Origin of the sequence: Flavobacterium panacagri (genome assembly GCF_030378165.1) — a bacterium.
In the GTDB taxonomy this organism is placed as follows: Bacteria; Bacteroidota; Bacteroidia; order Flavobacteriales; family Flavobacteriaceae; genus Flavobacterium; species Flavobacterium panacagri.
The window spans coordinates 5,446,010-5,466,152 of the sequence record NZ_CP119766.1; the positions used below are offsets into that span (position 1 = coordinate 5,446,010).

The following is a 20,143-nucleotide window of genomic DNA, read 5'->3' on the forward strand; positions in this document are numbered from 1 at the left end:
TGACTTTGCGACTTTGCGTCTTTGTGGCAATTTTTTTTTAAGACCAAGCTTTTGGCATTTTTTGATCTCTAAGAGGAACAAAAACGGCATTGTCGTCTTTTTCTTCAGAGTTTATAAAGTGATTGAAACGTTTTAATAATCTTGGTTTTTCCAGCACTTGTTTCCATTCGCATTCGAAAGTGTTTACTAAAGTCTGCATTTCGGCTTCTAATGTTTCGCAGATTCCTAGGCTGTCTTCGATAATTACTTCTTTTAAGTATTCTAAACCTCCATCTAGTTTTTCTAACCAAGTTGAAGTTCGGATCAGCGGGCCGGCGGTGCGGATGTAATACATTAAGAATCTATCCATGTATTTGATTACGGTTTCTTTGTCGATTTTCTCGGCTAATAAAACGGCATGTTTTGGGTTTGCACCGCCATTTCCTGCGATGTATAAATTCCATCCGCCTTCGACAGCGATTAATCCGAAATCTTTTCCACGGGCTTCTGCGCATTCGCGAATGCAGGCCGAAACACCACCTTTTAATTTATGCGGAGAACGAATTCCTTTATATCTGTTTTCTAATTCGATAGCAAATCCTGCGCTGTCATCCATTCCATAACGGCACCACGCATTTCCGACACAGCTTTTTACGGCACGAAGGGATTTTCCGTAAGCGTGACCGCTTTCAAAACCATTGTCTATTAATATTTTCCAGATTTTTGGTAAATCACTTAAGTGTGCTCCAAATAAATCGACTCTTTGCGCTCCGGTTATTTTAGTGTATAAATCGAATTGTTTGGCTACTTCGCCAATTACGATTAATTTCTCTGCAGTAATTTCTCCTCCTGCAACTCTTGGAACTACAGAATAAGTTCCGTTTCGTTGAATATTTGCTAAGAATCTGTCGTTTGTATCTTGCGTGGTAACGTGTTTGTTTGCTGTATCATTGTAAATACTTGAGAAGATTGAAGCTACCACAGGTTTGCAAATCTCGCAACCGTCACCTTTTCCGTGATGATCCAAAACATCGTAGAAATTCTCGTATTTGTTGATTTTTACCAAATCGAATAATTCCTGACGATTGTAGTTGAAATGCTCGCAGATAACTTCTTTTACTTCTTTTCCTAGAGATTTTTGAGTCGCTTTTACCAAATCTGAAACCATTGGTTTACATCCTCCGCATCCTGAAGTTGCTTTTGTTGCTTTAACGACATCTGATAGTGAAGAACAGCTTTCGTCTAAAATCTTACAGCAGATCGCGCCTTTGGTAACATTTTCGCAAGAACAAATTACGGCTGTTTCTGGCAAATCCATTACGCTTCCTAAAGAAGAACCTTCAGAACCGTCGCGAGAACCTAAAATCAAATCTTCTGGATTTTTTGGCAAAGCCATTGCGTTGCTGTAAATCTGGAAAAGTGAATTATAATCGCTTGAATCGCCAACTAAAATTCCGCCTAAAAGGGTTTTAGAATCTTTGGTAACGTTGATTCTTTTATAAATTCCGCTTAATTTATTCTCATAAATAATGGCGGTTACATTTTCATTTTCGATAAAAGGATCGCCAAAACTCGCTACTTCAACACCAATTAATTTCAATTGTGTCGACATATCGATGGTTTCTCTCATGGTTTTATCGCCATTTAAGATTTGCTCGGCCGCAACATCGGCCATTTCGTAACCTGGAGCAACCAATCCGTAAATGTTCTGGTTGTAAAGTGCTACTTCTCCAATCGCAAAAATAGAAGGATCTGATGTCTGCATTTGATTGTTTACCACAACACCTCCTCGTAAACCAACTTCAAGTCCTGAAATTCTTGCCAGTTCGTCGCGAGGTTTGATTCCGGCAGATATAACCAACATGTCTACTTTTAACAATTCGTCGTTTGCAAACATCATTCCCGTTATACTTTCTTTACCGTCAATATATTGGGTTGCTTTGTTAAGATGAATTCCGATGTTTAATTCTTCAATTTTAGCTTGCAACATATCACTTGCGCCTTGATCCAATTGTCTCGGCATTAAACGTGGCGCAAATTCCACCACATGCGGATTCAATCCTAAATCACGAACCGCTTTTGCGGCTTCTAATCCTAATAAACCGCCACCTAAAACTGCAGCTTCGGTTGCACCTTTTATTTTTATTTTTTTGGCGTAAGCCATAATCGCGTCAAGATCTTCGATGGTTCTGTATACAAAAACACCTTCTTTTTCAACTCCGTCAATTGGAGGTACAAAAGCAGAAGAGCCTGTAGCTAAAACTAAGTAGTCGTACGTATGGGTTTTCTCTAAATGCGTATGTATTGTTTTTTGATCACGATTAATATCTGTAATTAGTTCCGATGTATTCAGAATAATATTGTTTTCTGCGTACCATTCGGTTGTTGATAATGATAAATCGTCAGCTGTTTTTCCTCCAAAGTATTCGCTTAAATGAACGCGATCGTAAGCGCGCCTTGGTTCTTCTCCAAATACTGTGATTTGATACTTTTCTTGTCCTGATTTTGCAATGAATTTTTCGCAAAATTTATAACCAACCATGCCGTTTCCAACTACTATTACTCTAATCATGATTTCTTTAATTAAGTATTACTACGCAAATATAAGTATTTATACTTATAAAAATACGTAACAAATTTATTTTTTTAAGTAGATATTAATTCTGCTTGCTACGTATTTTGCCATAATCTATTACGTAGTCTAGGTTTTTGGTAAATTTGAAGATTGTCAATTATGTCAAATTTGAAAAGATTCTAAATAACGATTTCAAAAAAATGTCGTAAATTCATAAGAATTTTATAGGTGTTTTAGCAGAAAGCACATTCCAAATACAAATAGTATGAAAAAAATAATACCACTTTTGCTTTTACTGTCTTTGATGGTGAGCTGTAAAACTTCAGCAGGCAAAACTTCAGAGACAAAAGAAACTGCTCAACAAGGAGTAAATCAGGACGATATGAATTTTTATTTTAAAGCAACTGGAAACGAGCCATTTTGGGGAGTTAAAATTGGAAATGAAAATATTGTTTTTACCTCATTAATTCAAGGGAAAGAAAGTATCACTTTTCCTGCGGTTGATGCCATCAGGGCTATGGACGCGAATGTAAAAATGTATAAGGTAAGCAATGAAACTGCTTCCGGAATTATTACGATTCAGCAGTTGGATTGTCAGGATTCGATGTCCGGTACGATTTCGCCTTATAGCGTGAAAGTTGAAATAAAAAATAACTCTGAATTAGAATTTAAAAAACTCAGCGGTTGCGGAAAGTATATTACAGATTATCGTCTTCATGATATCTGGGTTTTGGAAGAATTAAATGGTTACAAAGTTTTTGCAACTGATTTCCAAAAAGAATTTCCTCGAATTGAAATTAATTCGGCTGAAAATAGATTTTCTGGTTATGGTGGCTGTAATGCAATAAGCGGTACTATTTTCTATGAAAAAGATTTATTAAGATTTTCAAAGGTTCTTTCTACTCTTATGGCTTGTCCTCAAGGAAATAAAGAAAATGAGTTTACTAAAGCGTTGCAGAGCACAACTACCTATTCTATAGGCAATAATCAATTGATTTTGTCCAATCCTTCTGGGAAATTGGCTGTTTTTAAGAAGGTCGATTAAAAGTTTTGTTTGTTTTGTTTACTTCGTCTGTTCGTCTTTCAGCCTTGGGTTAGGTTTAAAGTTTCATGTTGCTGTTGTCATTTCGACTGAAAGGAGAAATCGCGATAGTTTGTCGACAAAGATTGGCGATATTCCAAGCGGAATTACTTGTACGATTCCTTGTTCCTCGGAATTGACAGATACTACGCAAATAACTTTGTCAAAGTTCAAAACTTTGACAAAGTTCTCATCCACGACTTTGGAATTTTGTCCCGAAGCTTCGGGATCAACATTAGAAATTTTAATATTGGGATTTACTTTTAAAAAAAGTACGTATATTAGCGTCTTCGTTATAGATGAATATACGTAAAAATCGAAAATCTAAATTAAGTAAATTATGAGTAATATCATTCGTGTAGTATTAGCAGATGACCATGTTTTTGTTCGAGACGGAATCAAATCTTTACTGGAAAACGAAGCAAACATTGAGGTTGTGGGCGAAGCAATCGATGGTGCCGATGCACTTGATGTTGTTGCCGAAACCAAACCCGATTTACTTATAGCCGATATTCGTATGCCAAACTTAACCGGTATCGAACTAGTAGAAAAACTTAGAAGCGAAAGCAACGATATAAAAATTATCATGCTTTCGATGCACGAATCAGAAGAATATGTATTGAAATCGATAAAAGCTGGTGCTGACGGATATTTATTAAAAGGATCTTCTAAAGAAGAATTCTTAAAAGCACTTCATACAGTTTCAGCTGGCGGAAAATATTTCAGTGGCGATATTTCTTCCATCTTAATTGGTCAGTTAACAAATCCGTCTAATTCATTAGAAACGAAGCAAAACTTAAGCGACGAGATGATGATTACCAAAAGAGAAAAAGAAATCTTAACATTATTATTATCTGGAAAAGGAAACAAAGAAATCGCCGAAGCGCTTGACATCAGCAAACGAACTGCTGAAGTACACCGTTTTAACCTAATGAAAAAGCTGAAAGTGAAAAACTTGATGGAACTTTCTAACAAAGCAACCGAGTATTCTTTAATCTAAAAAAAATACGTATAAATACGTAATTATTTTTAAAAAACTGCGTTTTAGCAGGTTTTAACTAAGTTATAGTACTTATTTTTACATAAAAATATAAGTGCTATGAAAACTACAAACTCACTATCGCAATCACACAAGATTTTATTTTTGAACACATTGGCTTTTACAGTGTGTTTTGCCTGCTGGACTTTAAACGGCGTTTTAGTAACCTTTTTAGTCGATAACGGAATTTTCCACTGGAGCGTTGTTCAGGTTGGATGGCTTTTAGGAATTCCTATTTTAACGGGTTCCATTATGCGTCTGCCAATCGGAATCTTGACAGACAAATTTGGCGGAAAATATGTCTTTTCACTTTTACTGCTTCTAAGTTCAATTCCATTATTCCTCCTTCCCTACGCCGACAGTTTTTTCATGTTTGCTTTACTTAGTTTTTTCTTTGGCATGGTTGGAACTAGTTTTGCTGTAGGAATTGGCTACACTTCAATATGGTACCCAAAAGAATGGCAGGGACGCGCATTAGGGATTTTCGGAATGGGAAATGCCGGCGCCGCAATTACTACTTTTTTAGCTCCTTCTATATTAAATCATTTTTCAATTGACAACCCACAAAACGGTTGGAAAATCCTGCCGGTTATTTACGCTGTTTCTTTGGTTATTATTGGAATTGCCTTTTTGATTTTCACTCAAAATAAAAAACCAGAAAACAATACCAAAACTGTTTCTCAAATGCTTGTTCCTTTAAAATCAGCTCGAGTTTGGCGTTTTGGAGCATATTACTTCTTAGTTTTTGGTTGTTTTGTGGCTTATTCGCAATGGCTTTTACCCAATTTTATGAATGTTTATCAAACTAGTCTTGTTATGGGTGGTCTCTTTGCTACCATGTTTAGTCTTCCGTCTGGCGTTATCAGAGCGTTTGGAGGTTATTTATCAGATAAATTTGGCGCCAGAAAAGTGATGTATTGGGTTTTGGGATCTTCAGTAATTTTAAGTGCTTTATTGGCAATTCCAAAAATGGAAATTACTACTTCAGGCCCTGGAATATTAGCTTCAAAAAAAGGAGTTGTAAATGAGATCAACGATAAAATCGTAAAAATTGGAGATAAAGAATATCCAATCGCACAAAAAACAGCAAATACAGTTGCAAATACAATTTTCCCAACTACTTCAAGCTGGCAGGATGTTGTGGTAGCTCACAATCAAAATGTTGCAAAAAAAGAATTAATTGCTAAAGGAGTAACCGTTATTAAATTCGATGCCAATATGTGGGTTTTTCTTGTCTTAGTAATTCTAATCGGGATCTCTTGGGGAATCGGTAAAGCTGCAGTTTACAAGCATATTCCAGAATACTTCCCTAACGAAGTAGGTGTTGTAGGCGGCATGGTCGGAATGATTGGCGGATTAGGCGGTTTCTTGGGGCCAATTATCTTTGGATATTTACTAACCGCAACCGGAATTTGGTCAAGCTCATGGATTTTTATTCTACTATTTTCCACTGGCTGTTTGGTTTGGATGCATTATGTTATTACTAAAAAAATAAGCCAAAAACAGCAAATCAAAACTAAAGTAGTCAACGACCCTAAACTTGTGGCCGCTGTAAACTAAAATTAAAAAATAATTAGATTATTATTAGCAAAGGCCTAATTTTCTTATAAATTTACGCTGCCAAAAAAATACCACTTTATGAAAAGAATAATTTTTCTCTTGCTTTTAGGAACAACTACCCTAATGAATGCACAGGAACTAGATGTAAATTTACAAGTCAGGCCTCGTTTTGAATACCGAAATGGATATCGAACCCTTTTACCAGAAGGACAAAAAGGAACTTCTCAAATTTCGCAACGTTCTCGTTTAAATTTCAATTACAAACAAGATGAATTAGTTGTTAAATTAACTCTTCAAAATACCAGAACTTGGGGAGATGTACCAACCAATGCGGTGGCTGACAAAAACGGAGTAGCGGTTTTTGAAGCTTGGGCACAATACAATTTTACTGACAAATGGAGTGCCAGAATGGGACGCCAAGTGCTTTCATACGATAATCAGCGTATTTTAGGAGAACAGGACTGGGGACAGCAGGCTCAAAGCCATGATGCCTTTACGGTAACTTATCAGACCGAAAAACAGAAATTGGATTTTGGAGGCGCTTACAACTCTACTGCCGAAAATACATTTCAAACACCTTATACGGTTGCTAATTACAAAGCTTTAATGTATGCTTGGTATCACAACCAATTCAGTAATGATTTAGGCTTAAGCTTTTTATTACTTAATACTGGTTATGAATATGCCAATGCTGATACAAAATTATTAGTAGATTATAAACAGACTTTTGGGCCTTATTTGACTTATAAAAACAGTAAAATAGATGGTAACTTTTGGCTATACGGACAAACTGGAAAAAGTACCGATTTACAAGTCAGCGCCTGGAATGCGGCCGCAAATTTCAATTACAATGTAACCGATTCTTTCAAAGCAGGTTTAGGGTATGAATTTTTATCGGGTAAAGCTACCAATGATGGAAGCACTGTAATTAAATCGTTCAATCCAATATTTGGAACCAACCACGGTTTTAACGGTTTTATGGATTATTTTTATGTTGGAAATCATTTAAACAATGTTGGTTTGCAAGATGCTTTTATCAAATTAAGCTACAATGTAAACAAATGGCAGTTTGCTTTAAGCCCACATGCGTTTTTAGCCGCCGCAGATGTGGTTACGCCCCTAAACGAAAAAATGGATTCTTATTTAGGAACTGAGATTGATGCTTCTTTTGTTTTCAATTTCAAAAAAGACATTACAGTTACAGGAGGTTATTCGCAGATGTTTGGCTCTAAAACCATGGAATTCATTAAAAATGGAGACGCTAATCATACCAACAATTGGGCGTGGTTGTCAATATCTGTTAATCCAAGAATTTTTAGCTGGAAAAAATAATTTTTCTATAAAATTAGCTCATAAATTTTACCCTTTTCCTATTTCAGGAAAAGGGTGTTTTTTTTTACCTAAAGAAAACCTATTATATAATATAATTAATTATATTTGAAGCGATTATGAACCCCCAATTCTATCCTAATGAAACCATTTCTAAAACTTTCAATGCTGACATTTATTGTTACGCAGACAGGCATTGCCCAAAAATACAATGATGCCTTAATCTCTAAAAACTCAGAAATTAATTTTGCAAAAACGCAAAAAAGAGGAATCAAAAAAAACAACATTGTTTATTATGTTGAAAATGACATGCAAACCATCTCAGCTTACAAAAAAAGTAAATTGAAATGGCAGACAAATGTAATTTCAGTTTGTGGAAAACCCAAAAAAGGAGAACCTGAAATTAGATATGTAGGATATAATTCAGACAAACTGCTTATCGTTATGGGAAAACATAATTTTGCAGAAATTGATGTAAATAGCGGTGTAACTACACTTGTTTAAAAAATAAAGAGATTTTTTTAAATCTGAAATTTATAGAATGCCCTTTTTTTGTTTTTGAGAAAGGGTATTTTTTTATTTTAAAGATAAATTATTATATTTTTTTAATTGGTATATCTTAGTAATGAAGAAGCTTAAAAGTTTAGTAATTATATCCGTAATTATACTTTTTTCTAGTTGTGAAAAGAAAATAACAGATTTGGAATTTGAGAAAAATGTAATGACCGAAATTTTTCCAAGTCTAATTGATTCGACTTGTATAGATATAAGATTGTTTACAAATTTCCCGCCAAAATATGGAGAACCAATATATGACAAAACAGGACATTATATTGGTGTTGATAGCACTAAAGCTACTAAAGAACAGAAGCAAAAATTATTAGAATGGAAAATCAATACAGAAAAAATCAAGCAAGACACCTCTAAAATCATAATAGCATTTGATCCTGTAATAGAATATTCCAGTGAAGATCTAATAGAATATCTTGAAAAACACTTTAAAAATACAAAACCATTTGTCCCAAAAGAAAAAGTTTATAACGAATATACCCTGGATTTTAAAAACATTAAACTTAATAATAGATTTGAATTAAGGCATGCAAACCAGTTTCCAAAAGAAAGGGGCAAAATTTGGGAAACTAAATACAACTTCAATTTTTCAGGTGCTGTTTTCTTTAGCAGAATACAATTTGATCAAAATAAAAGTTTTGGAGTTTTAAATGGTGGTTTTGCTTGTGGAAGACTTTGCGGACAAGGATTTAGAATTTATATTAAAAAAAATAAGAATAAATGGATTATTGATCACATAGAAGAAACTTGGGTTTCATAAAAAAATCAATAATTAAATTCAATTTACAAATAATGAACAATTGGACTAAAAGATGGGACGACCGCTATAGCAACAAAGAATTTGCCTACGGCGAAGAACCCAACAATTACTTAAAAGAACAACTTGAAAAACTAAATCCAAGCTCTATTCTTTTTCCCGCCGAAGGTGAAGGGCGAAATGCTATTTTCGCATCAAAGTTAGGCTGGAAAGTTTCCGCTTTTGATATTAGTGAAGAAGGAAGAAATAAAGCTTTAAGACTTGCCGAAGCCAATAATGTTATAATTGATTATCAGGTTGGCGAATTAGACACTTTAGATTTTCACGAAAATCAGTTTGATGCTATTGCTTTAATTTATGCTCATTTTCCAGCAGAAATTAAATCGGATATTCATCATCAGCTTAATACTTTATTAAAAAAAGACGGAATTATAATTTTTGAAGCGTTCAGCAAAAAGCACCTAGAATATCTTGCAATAAACGAAAAAGTTGGAGGACCAAAAGACATTGAATCTCTTTTTTCAATCGAAGAAATCAAAGCCGATTTTCCAAACTACGAAATCATCGAATTAGAAGAAAAAGAAATCGAACTCAACGAAGGTTTATTCCATAACGGAATTGGTTCTGTGATTCGATTTGTGGGGAGGAAAACAATTTAATCAATAAAAAATATGTTTCGCAAAATAATATTTATTCTTCTTTTTATAGATATACAGTCTTTTGCACAAGAAAATCATAGACTTACCTACAAAGATTTATATGCTAAAGATGATCTTGTCTATATGATGAGTAATGACTCTCTTTTTTCAGGTTCCATAGAACACCACAGATGGACTAACGACGTATTGTTATCAAAAGATGATTTCAAAAATGGCTATATAATACTTTCAACGAACTATTACAATAAAAGTAAAAAAGGAATTCCTTATATAAAAACGTATTATTATGAACAGCTATATTTTAAAAAGAAAAAAGAAGATAAATTAGATTTTGACGGAAACATATATACTAGCACTTATTTTGATGAAAATGAAAACAAAATACTCGTAGAAAATTATTCTAACGGAAAAGTTATTTATAGTTGTGAATACAAAGATGGAAAGAAGAATGGAAAAGAATCTTGTTTTTCAAAAGAAGGAACGCCAATGATTTTTTATTATCAAAATGGAAAGAAGATTAAGTAACCTTTAGAGAATATCTAATCATTTAAAATATTTCTTTTTTTATGCTTAAAAAATCATTAAAAATATTCTTTGGATTACTCATCATTTTAATGCTTATGATTGCTTTGTTGCTAAGTGACTTTAATCCCATTTATAAAAACGAAGAATTTGTACTTATTACCAAAGAAGTACAAAAAGCTCAAAAAGAAGATTTACATTCTTTTATTTCCATCTACAACAAAATATACAAAAAGATAGAAGAACCAAACTGTCCATGCCAAAATACAGCAAATAAAATCACGAATATCCACTATACATCATTAACAAAAAGAGCACTTTATTGGCTAAAGATTGAGAAAGAATTTAGTCATGATGAATGTCTAAAATTTGTCTTAGTGCATTATGATTTTGGGTATCGAAAAATTGGAATAAAAACTGCCTCAAAATTTTTCTTTAACAAAAGTATTGAAGAGCTTAATGAAAGAGAAAAAATAACACTAATTGCAATGCTTAAAAATTCTGGTTTATACAATCCCATTCGAAATAAAAAAGGTGTAAAAAATCGAGTTGATCTACTTGAAAGAATTTCGCACAATCAAAACAAGTAATATTACGTATTACTACTTAAAAAAACTTTGCACCTTTGTTCCTTTGTAACTTTGCATCTTAAATTAAAAATATTTATGCTCCATAATTTCAGCTCGCAAGGCTGAAACCTCCAAAATACCAATTCGTTTTCCAACAGTCTGAATCAAAACTTCTTTTTTAAGGCTTGAAATTATGCGAATAGCTTGTTCTTCTGTAGTTCCCGCAAAATCAGCAATTTCTTTTCTCGAAAGATCAATATCAATTAAACCATTTGTCTGTCCAAATTTGCGGTGAATATAAAGCAGTAAATCGATTACACGCTCGCGAACATTCATATGGGCAATTTTCCTAATATTATTTTCGCTTTTATTTAATTCTTCAGCATAAAACAACATCAAGGCGTATGTAAATTCTGGAATGTGTTGTAAAATATCCATCATAGTTTCGTTGCTAAAATTGCACAAAGTTGTATCTTCTAAGGCATAAGCACCAATTAAGTATTTTTTGCTTGTTCCAAATCCGCGGAAACCTACAATGTCGCCGTTTTTTGTCAGACGAACGATTTGTTCGCGACCGTTTATTCCTGTTTTTACGGTCTTCGCTTTTCCTTTGCAAATAAAATAAAGTCCTTGCAAAGATGCTCCTTCCACAATAAATGGATCCGATTTTTTGCATATTACATGCTGTTTCTTAGCAACATAATCTGTCATCTGCTCTAAATGCAGGTGTTTCTTGATAAAACAATTTTCATTGGCGCAAGAATAACAAAGGGTTTGTTCTTCTTTCATGAGTCCTAATTTTTATCGGATTAAAAACTAATTTGTTGTTGCTCATTTTATTGCATCAAAAATAAAAAAATAAATTTAAAAAATACGTATTTATACGTAAAAATACGTATTTTTGTATACGTGATTTATTCCGTACAAAATAAATTCGATAATTAAGTATCTAAAAAAGTACGCTAATGCAAAACCAAAAAATCAAAACTACCTGTTCGTATTGTGGCGTTGGCTGTGGTATCATTGTGACCAAGGATACCAAAAACGGCGTGATGGTAGAAGGTGACAAAGATCATCCGGTAAACAAAGGAATGTTATGTTCTAAAGGAATGAATTTGCATTACGTAGCCAACGATACTTCTGACCGAATTTTATATCCTGAAATGCGTGGCAGCAAAACGTATCCGCTGGAACGCGTAAGCTGGGACACTGCCTTAGATCGCGTTGCTGCTGTTTTTTCTTCTATTATAAAAAAACACGGACCGGACAGCGTTGGTTTTTATATTTCAGGACAATGTTTAACAGAGGAATATTATCTGGTTAACAAACTTGTAAAAGGCTTTCTAAAAACCAATAATATTGATACCAATTCACGACTTTGCATGAGTTCTGCTGTTGTGGGTTATAAAAAGACTTTTGGCGAAGATTCTGTACCCATTGCTTATGATGATATTGAACTGGCAGATACTTTTTTAATTACAGGCGCAAATCCAGCTTGGTGTCATCCGATTTTATTTCGAAGACTTGAGAAACATAAAGAAAAAAATCCGAAAACAAAAATAATCTGTATTGATCCAAGAAGAACTGATACAGCCGCTTTCGCCGATTTGCATTTGCAGATTATTCCGGGTTCAGATATTATTTTATATCATGCGATTGCCAGACGTATTATCGAGAAAGGTTACATAGATCACGATTTTGTAAAAAACCACGCAGAAAACTTCAAACAATACAAAGATTTAGTTTTAGGAACTTCACTTGAAAAAGCTTCAAAACTCTGCGGAATTTCTGTAAACGATATTAAACTCGCTGCTGATATTATCGGAAAAGCAAAAGGATTTATGTCGCTTTGGGCAATGGGATTGAATCAAAGTGCTGTTGGTGTTGATAAAAATACAGCTTTACTGAATTTATCATTATTAACGGGACAAGTTGGAAAACCAGGTTCAGGCCCGTTTTCCTTAACGGGTCAGCCCAACGCGATGGGCGGACGCGAAGTAGGCGGCATGGCAACACTTTTGGCGGCACATAAAGATATTGCCAATCCTACACATCGCAAAGAAGTAGCCGATTTTTGGGGCGTTGATGAAATTTCAGACAAACCAGGATTAACGGCAACCGAAATGTTCGAAGCATTAGAATCTGGAAAAATGAAAGCCGTTTGGATTATCTGTACAAATCCGTTAGTGAGTTTACCCGATTCTAGAAGAGCCGAAAAAGCGCTTCAAAATGCTAAATTCGTTGTGGTTCAAGATATTTCCCATAATGCTGATACCGCCAAATTTGCCGATTTACTTCTTCCTGCTGCAGGTTGGTTGGAGAAAGAAGGAACGATGACCAATTCTGAACGTCGTATTTCATATTTACCAAAAGGAATTAATGCACCAGGCGAAGCGCTTCCAGATATTGAAATCTTAATTCGCTTTGCAAAAAAAATGAATTTCAACGGTTTCAATTTTAATGGTGCCGAAGAAATTTACAAAGAACACTGTGCACTAACTAAAGGCACTAACATTGATATTTCATTCTTAAATTATAATCGGTTAAAAACCGAAGGAACTTTTCAATGGCCGGTACCAGATTACAATCATCCGGGAACTCCTCGCCTTTTTACTGATAAAAAATTCTATACGTCGTCAGGAAAAGCGATTTTTAATCTGCCTGTTTCGGTTGAAAATACTTCAGTTCAGCCAAATGACGAATTCCCTTTTATTTTGACGACAGGAAGGATTCGTGACCAATGGCATACGATGACCAAAACCGGAAAAGTATCTCGATTATTAACGCATATTCCGAGTCCGGTTTTAGAAATAAATCCAATTGACGCTTTTAAAAATGACATTAAAAATGGTGATATTGTAACCGTTTCCAGTAAAAATGGCGAAGTCAGAGTAAAAGCGAAAGTAACAGATGCTATCAAAGAAAAAGTACTTTTCCTGCCGATGCATTGGGGAAAACAGCTTGAAAATGATTTAAACCGAACCAATAATCTAACAAACACCGTTGTCGATCCCGTTTCAAAAGAACCCGATTTTAAGTTTACCACTGTTTCGATCAAAAAATACGTAAAACCATTTCAGAAAATTGCGATTGTTGGTGCTGGAGCGGCTTCTTTCCGATTCATTCAAAACTACCGTGAATTCAATACAACAGATGAAATTATAGTTTTCTCAAATGAAGTAAATCCGTTTTACAATCGTGTTTTGCTTCCTGAATATATGACGGGAGAATTTACTTGGGAACAGCTTTTAAAAGTAAAAGACGGTGAAACTTTTAGTAAGCTCAAAATAACTATGAAAGCAGGAGTCGCTATTGATAAAATAGATACTCAAAACAAAATTATAAAAGACAGTTTAGGCGAAACACATACTTTCGATTCTCTGATTTTAGCAACTGGAAGCCGTCCATTTGTACCTGAAAATGCGCAATTACATCTTCCTGGACGATTTACCGTAAGACGAAAAGAAGATGCCGATCGTTTGAAAAAACATCTTGACAGCACTAATCTTCCTCCAGAAGAACAACATGTTGTCATTATTGGGGGCGGATTATTAGGTTTAGAATTGGCCGCTGCTTTAAAACATAAAAAAGTAAAAACAACCATAATTCAAAGAGCTTCGCGTTTAATGGAACGCCAGCTCGACCGAATTTCAAGTAAATTATTGGCGGAAGAAGTACAACTTCGAGATATTCAGATATATTTTGATAACGAAGTCAGTACCGTTTTTGAAACCGATAATCCTAATGAAATTGAAATTGCTTTAAAAAGTGGTAAAATCATTACAGCGAACGCTATTGTTTACACCATTGGAACAATCCCAAATATTGAAATTGCCCGAGAAAGTGGTTTAATCTGCGGACGTGGTGTGAAAGTAAATCAGTATTTACAGACTTCAAATCCTGATATTTTTGCCATTGGCGAAATAGCCGAATTCAATAATAAACTATTCGGAATCACTTCTGCCGCTGAAGAACAGGCAGATATTCTGGCGAATTTTCTAGCTGGCGATATCAGCAGTTATTATAAAGGTTCAATTTTAATGAACATTCTAAAATTAGAAGACATCAACCTTTGCAGTATTGGCGATTTGACCATTCCAGAAAATGATGATTCGTACGAAGAAATTATTTTTACCGATTTGAAAAAACGCTATTACAAAAAATGCATCGTAAAAGACGATCTTTTAGTTGGTGCGATTTTAATGGGCGATAAAAATGAGTTTGCTGAATTCAAAACGATGATCGAGAGCAAAATCGAATTATCAGACAAACGAAATACGCTTTTAAGAGGAAGTTCAAATGCAAAACCGGTTTTAGGAAAATTGGTATGTTCCTGCAGTCAAGTTGGCGCCGGAAATATTGAAGAAACAATTAAAAGCGGTGTAACCGATTTCACCGAATTATGCAAAAATACAGGCGCTGGTTTAGGCTGCGGAAGCTGTAAAACAGAAGTCAAGGAGATATTGGCAAAATGTAAATAGTTTTCAGTTTATGTTGTTTGTTGTTTTACTTTGAACATAAATTTTAACGCAAAGAGCGCAAAGTTTTTTCGCAAAGTTTCGCAAAGTATATTTAATAAGTAGCCAAAGTTCGCAAAGCTTTGTGAGCTTAACAAAAATAATTTCACGCACAGAATGTAAACCTTAAAAAACTTTGCGAAAAAACTTTGCGCTCTTTGCGTTAAAATCAACACAATCCAGAAACTTGAAACCTGAAACAAAAAGAAAAATGGAACTAACAAGATTAATAGTAAAAGGAGGCGTTATTTCGCCAGGAGAACTTAAAGAAGTTGTAAACATCGCTTTGGAAGAAGGTTTGGATTCCATTTCCTTTGGTTCAAGACAGGATATTATTTTTCCCAAAGGTTTTAAATCTTTAGATAAAACCACTTTAGGCAAACATCATTTTGTTTATCCTGATCAGAAAAGCGGGAATAATATTGTGTCGTCTTATGTTTCAACTGATATTTTCAGAAATACAAATTGGCTTACAGGAAACCGTTTTTTATATATTTTGGAAGAATTTAAAGAACAGCCAAAGCTAAAAGTAAACATAACTGACCCAAAACAGCAATTGGTTCCTTTGTTTACAGGACATTTAAATTTTATAGCTTCAGATAACGAAGATTATTGGTATTTATACATTCGCCTTCCAAAATGGGAAAAAATGGAAATTTATCCTGTTCTGCTTTATACTTGGGACTTGGCAAAAATTTATTACGAAATCGAAAAAATCTCTGAAGAAGAATCAGTTGATATCGAAATACTTTTTTCATTGTTGAGCGAAGCTTTAGACACCAATAACCGTACAATCGACAAACCTTTGAATGTTCCATTTTATCCGTTTCCGTATTACGAAGGAATGAATAGAATGGGAATTGATCAATATTGGCTGGGATTGTATTGGCGAAATAACTTATACGATTTAGATTTTCTAAAAGAAATGTGCGATTTGTGTTTTGAATGCAAGATTGGTAAAATCTCCATTACTCCTTGGAAATCATTTATAATCAAAGGAATTCCAAAAGATCGAAAATTGGAATGGGAAAAATTTCTTGGAAAACGAGGCATCAATGTCCGTCATTCTTTATTAGAATTAAATTGGCATTTGCCCGTTGCAATGGAATGGGCTTTGAACCTGAAAACGTTTTTAGTTAGAACATTAGATCAATTTGACATCAGTACTTACGGACTGAATTTCGGAATTTCAGAATACAATCGCAATGGACATTATTTCACTTCGATTGTAATTGAAAAAAATGAACTTCCAACAGCTCTGGAATCCATTAAAATCAGAGATACTTTTAATGTTTTGTTTGCAAAGAATTTCGATCCAAATACACGCGAATATATTGTGCATTCACAAGACATTGACAAATTAGAATTGCCTACGATTTTAATTGAATTGAGCCGTAAATATTTTGAAGAACTTGGAAATAACACAACGGAAACAATTGAAAATCTACAAAAAAAAGAAAAAGCCCCACAGGAGATTTATCAATGTGAAGAGTGTTTAACCCTTTATAATTCGGAATACGGAGATGAAAGACAAGGAATTCCAAAAGGTATACTGTTTACTGATTTAGGTGATGATTATTGCTGTTCTTTGTGCGAAGCTCCAAAAAGCAATTTCCGAATTTTGGAAACAGTTGAACATTAGCAAGTTCTATAAAAAGCTTAACATTTTTATATTTAAAAATTGCGTATATTTAGCTTAACTAAGAATTAGAAATTATAAAAGCTCACTTCAAAAGCTATAAAAATTCTTGGTTGTATCTATTTACTCAATAAAAAATATTGTTATGATAAAAAGAAACTCAAGAACTGCTGCAGAAAAGACAAGCGATATTCCAGCAGAAACTGCTGTAGAAAGCACTACGGAAACACAAACGCAGCCAGAAGCAAAAACAACTGTTAAAAGAACCACTAGAACGGCGGTTAAAACACCTGCTTCAAAATCAACAGCTGCAAGGACAACAGCTTCAAAAGCACCTGCAACAACTGTTAAACCTGTCACCAAAACGCCTGTAAGAGCAGCTTCAAAAGGAACTCCGAGAGCAACTGTTAAAAAAGAAGCCGTTACACCGAAGAAAACGGAACCAATCGTTTCTGAAATTATAGAAATACAAACTCAAGATCTTCCTGAACCAAATGAGCCAATTTTAGAAATTGACGGAGCAATTCTTGAAATTGTAAAAGACAAAAAAAAGGATATAAAATCACAGCTGAAAGCGAAACTTAAAGCTAAAAAAGAAAAAGAGAAAAAAAGAGAAAAGGCTATAAAAGCCGTAATCAAAAAACTTGAAAAAGCCAAGAAAGCAAAATTAAAAGCTGCCGAAAAGAAAAAAGAAAAAGCGAAAAAAGCAAAGGAGAAAGCAAAAGCTAAAAAAATTGCTGAGAAGAAAGCTAAAGCTCAAAAAAAGGCAAAGGCTAAAAAGAAAAAATAAATTTTTAAGAAAGGTTTGACTTTAAAAAAGTTGAACCTTTTTTATTTTGTCATTTCGACCGAAGGAAGAAATCGTACAAGTAATTCCAAATGCAAAATCGCCAATCTTTGTTAAGTTCCGAGTGTGATTTCTCCCTTCGGTCGAAATGACAAAACTATACGTGATCTTTGTCAAAGTTTAAAACTTTGACAAAGATTCTCTTAAACTTATCCCCCAATCGCAATCATACTGCGATTATCAAAATGTTTTTTAGGATCATCCATTTCATCAATAGTAACCATTCCAGCGCGGACTTTCTTTTTATTTTGAATGGATTCAGAAATCAAATTCGTTATAGATTCCCCATTTCTAAAAGCCGTCAGTAAATCGGTTTCTGAATTGGAGAAAAGGCAGTTTTTAATTTTTCCGTCGGCCGTCAAGCGGATTCGGTTACAACTGTCGCAAAACGGATTTGTGATGGAACTTATAATTCCGAAATCACCTTGAAAATCATTTATTTTATAATTTCTTGAAGTGAAGTTTTTTTCGTCTTCCAGTTTCTGAATTTCATCTTCAGCAAAAGCAGTTTCAACCAAAGATAAAATCTCTCGTTGCGAAACCATTTTGCTTCTATCCCACTCGTTTCCCGCAAAAGGCATAAACTCAATAAAACGAACTGAAATTGGCAGAAATTGAGTCAGTTTTACAAAATCTACAATTTCGTTATCATTAAAACCTTTAATTAAAACAACATTCACTTTCACTTGAAAATCGTTATTCAAAAGCAAATGCAGATTGTCAATTACCTTTTCAAACTGATTTCTGAGCGTTATAGAAGCGAATTTAGACGAAACCAAAGTATCCAAACTCAAATTGATTTTTTTGACATTAAATTGCTTTAAAGTCTCGATATGACGGTCAATTAAAATTCCATTTGTGGTTAAAGAAAGTGAAATATCTAAAGCTGATAGTTTCGAAACAATTTCAGGAAAATCCTTTCTCAACAAAGGCTCTCCACCGGTTAACCTGATTTTATCTACACCATTTTGTACGAAAGTCTGAGCGATACTAAAAATCTCTTCAGCCGTCATTAAACTGGCTTTTGGAGAAAGCGCAATTCCGTCAGCTGGCATGCAATATGTACAACGCAGATTGCATTTTTCCAGCAGGGAAATGCGCAGATAATTGTGTCTGCGCCCAAAACCGTCCGTCAAAATTGTGTTAGAGACTGTCATGGTTTTTACCTTTTAAAATATGAAAGACATGCATTACATGCGGAAAAACAGCATCCATCGATTCTCTTACTCCGTTTGTTGATCCAGGCAAAGCCAAAACCAATGTTTTACCTAAAGTTCCTGCAACGCTTCTTGAAAGCATTGCATATGGCATTCTCTGTTGTCCGTAATTGCGGATTGCTTCTTCAATTCCTGGAATTCTGCTTTCTAAAATTGGCTCTAAAGCTTCTGGCGTAACATCTCTTGGGGATAAACCCGTTCCACCCGTAAAAATCACCAGCTGATGTTCTTTGGCGAAAGCCTTAGTTTTCTCTTGAATAATAGCTAATTCATCTGGAATAATTTCATAATGAGAAGTTTCAACTCCGTATGATTCCAATTTTTCTACAATTGTTTTTCCTGAACGATCTTCTTTATCGCCCGCAAAAATCGAATCGGAGCAAACGAAAACCGCCGCTTTTATCGCATTCGGGAATTTATTTTTGAAAGACGATTTTCCGCCTTCTTTATTGATTAATTTGATGGTTGAAATTTCAATTTCTTTATCAATTGGTTTCAGCATATCGTACATTGTCAACGCCACAATTGATGCGCCATGCATGGCTTCAACCTCAACTCCGGTTTTGTAAACCGTTTTTACATTGAAAATGATCTGAATTTCTAAACCTTCGATTTGATATTCAACCGAAGTAAATTCAATTGGAATTGGGTGGCAATCCGGAATCGATAAATGCGTATTTTTTACCGCAAATAATCCTGCCGTTTTTGCCATTTCAAGCACATTCCCTTTTGGCACAAGGTTATTTACCACAGCATCAATTGTTTCTTGTCTGCTGACTTTTACAATGGCGGTTGCGGTTGCTTTTCTTAATGTGCTTATTTTATGCGTAATATCTACCATTAACTATTTTGTTTCCAAGTGAATGTGTCATTTTCAAACATTTCTTTTCCAAAAATCGGAACATCGGTTTTAATCCAGTTTACGATAGCTTCTGTCGCTTCATAAACTTGTTTGCGTCGTGTTGCCGAAACGAAAACAAACAAACAGATTTCGCCTGCTTTTACAACGCCTAAACTGTGATAAATATGCATGCAGGTTAAATCGAATTTAGCGAAAGCTTTTTCACGAATGGTATATAATGCTTCGTTCGCCATATCAGTGTAAGCTGAATAATCAATCGCTACGACTGTATTGTCGTGAATGACATCAGCACGAACTTGTCCTAGAAATATGTTATGTGCACCAATTGTGTGTTTGGATTGGTGTTTGGCAATCGACTCGGCGATAAATTCAGGAGCAATTGGCCCTTCTACAAATACATTTTTACTCATTTTTTTTATTT

Annotated in this window: 17 protein-coding genes; 12 read left to right on the forward strand and 5 right to left on the reverse strand. The window is 34.4% G+C overall.

Features of this window, described 5'->3' with window-relative positions; translation table 11 throughout:
• Positions 1-37: 37 nt before the first annotated feature.
• Positions 38-2,551, reverse strand: coding sequence for a nitrite reductase large subunit NirB (gene nirB / locus P2W65_RS23055; protein ID WP_289661707.1), 2,514 nt, complete (start codon positions 2,549-2,551; stop codon positions 38-40).
• A 268-nt stretch (positions 2,552-2,819) separates the two neighbouring features.
• Here nirB and P2W65_RS23060 point away from each other — a divergent pair, with 268 nt between their 5' ends.
• From P2W65_RS23060 to P2W65_RS23100, 9 genes are all read left to right on the forward strand, one after another.
• Positions 2,820-3,599, forward strand: coding sequence for an META domain-containing protein (locus P2W65_RS23060; protein ID WP_289661709.1), 780 nt, complete (start codon positions 2,820-2,822; stop codon positions 3,597-3,599).
• Between the two features lie 376 nt (positions 3,600-3,975).
• A complete protein-coding gene (locus P2W65_RS23065; protein WP_289661711.1) occupies positions 3,976-4,635 on the forward strand; it encodes a response regulator transcription factor in 660 nt (219 codons plus the stop codon).
• Between the two features lie 99 nt (positions 4,636-4,734).
• Positions 4,735-6,234: an MFS transporter gene (locus P2W65_RS23070; protein WP_289661713.1), complete on the forward strand. Its 1,500-nt coding sequence runs from the start codon at positions 4,735-4,737 to the stop codon at positions 6,232-6,234.
• A 78-nt stretch (positions 6,235-6,312) separates the two neighbouring features.
• The gene (locus tag P2W65_RS23075; RefSeq protein WP_289661715.1) at positions 6,313-7,566 is read left to right on the forward strand and encodes an alginate export family protein; all 1,254 of its coding nucleotides are present in this window, start codon (positions 6,313-6,315) and stop codon (positions 7,564-7,566) included.
• Between the two features lie 138 nt (positions 7,567-7,704).
• A complete protein-coding gene (locus P2W65_RS23080; protein WP_091491601.1) occupies positions 7,705-8,067 on the forward strand; it encodes a hypothetical protein in 363 nt (120 codons plus the stop codon).
• Positions 8,068-8,188: 121 nt separating this feature from the next.
• On the forward strand, positions 8,189-8,893 hold the full coding sequence (locus P2W65_RS23085; RefSeq protein ID WP_289661718.1) for a hypothetical protein: 705 nt from the start codon (positions 8,189-8,191) through the stop codon (positions 8,891-8,893).
• A gap of 32 nt (positions 8,894-8,925) precedes the next feature.
• Entirely contained in the window at positions 8,926-9,549 is a 624-nt protein-coding gene (locus tag P2W65_RS23090) for a class I SAM-dependent methyltransferase (RefSeq protein ID WP_289661720.1), read from the forward strand.
• 12 nt (positions 9,550-9,561) lie between these two features.
• Positions 9,562-10,074, forward strand: a complete 513-nt coding sequence (locus tag P2W65_RS23095; protein WP_289661722.1) for a hypothetical protein — start codon at positions 9,562-9,564, stop codon at positions 10,072-10,074.
• Between the two features lie 41 nt (positions 10,075-10,115).
• On the forward strand, positions 10,116-10,661 hold the full coding sequence (locus P2W65_RS23100; RefSeq protein WP_289661724.1) for a transglycosylase domain-containing protein: 546 nt from the start codon (positions 10,116-10,118) through the stop codon (positions 10,659-10,661).
• 63 nt (positions 10,662-10,724) lie between these two features.
• On the opposite strand, the gene P2W65_RS23105 is transcribed toward P2W65_RS23100, so the two are convergent.
• Positions 10,725-11,429, reverse strand: a complete 705-nt coding sequence (locus tag P2W65_RS23105; protein ID WP_289661726.1) for a Crp/Fnr family transcriptional regulator — start codon at positions 11,427-11,429, stop codon at positions 10,725-10,727.
• 176 nt (positions 11,430-11,605) lie between these two features.
• Between P2W65_RS23105 and P2W65_RS23110 the strand changes: the two genes are divergently transcribed.
• From P2W65_RS23110 to P2W65_RS23120, 3 genes are all read left to right on the forward strand, one after another.
• Positions 11,606-15,121, forward strand: coding sequence for a nitrate reductase (locus tag P2W65_RS23110; protein WP_289661728.1), 3,516 nt, complete (start codon positions 11,606-11,608; stop codon positions 15,119-15,121).
• 247 nt (positions 15,122-15,368) lie between these two features.
• Complete coding sequence (locus P2W65_RS23115) at positions 15,369-16,799, forward strand: rubredoxin (protein ID WP_289661730.1); 1,431 nt, start codon at positions 15,369-15,371, stop codon at positions 16,797-16,799.
• A 142-nt stretch (positions 16,800-16,941) separates the two neighbouring features.
• Positions 16,942-17,586: a hypothetical protein gene (locus P2W65_RS23120; RefSeq protein WP_289661732.1), complete on the forward strand. Its 645-nt coding sequence runs from the start codon at positions 16,942-16,944 to the stop codon at positions 17,584-17,586.
• A 206-nt stretch (positions 17,587-17,792) separates the two neighbouring features.
• Here P2W65_RS23120 and moaA read toward each other — a convergent pair whose 3' ends face one another.
• The 3 genes from moaA to P2W65_RS23135 are packed head-to-tail and all read right to left on the reverse strand — an operon-like array spanning position 17,793 to position 20,132.
• On the reverse strand, positions 17,793-18,800 hold the full coding sequence (gene moaA, locus P2W65_RS23125) for a GTP 3',8-cyclase MoaA (RefSeq protein ID WP_289661735.1): 1,008 nt from the start codon (positions 18,798-18,800) through the stop codon (positions 17,793-17,795).
• The gene (gene moaCB / locus P2W65_RS23130; RefSeq protein WP_289661738.1) at positions 18,787-19,701 is read right to left on the reverse strand and encodes a bifunctional molybdenum cofactor biosynthesis protein MoaC/MoaB; all 915 of its coding nucleotides are present in this window, start codon (positions 19,699-19,701) and stop codon (positions 18,787-18,789) included. The genes moaA and moaCB overlap by 14 nt, the downstream gene beginning before the upstream one ends.
• On the reverse strand, positions 19,701-20,132 hold the full coding sequence (locus P2W65_RS23135; protein WP_115888586.1) for a molybdenum cofactor biosynthesis protein MoaE: 432 nt from the start codon (positions 20,130-20,132) through the stop codon (positions 19,701-19,703). The genes moaCB and P2W65_RS23135 overlap by 1 nt, the downstream gene beginning before the upstream one ends.
• Positions 20,133-20,143 lie beyond the last annotated feature (11 nt).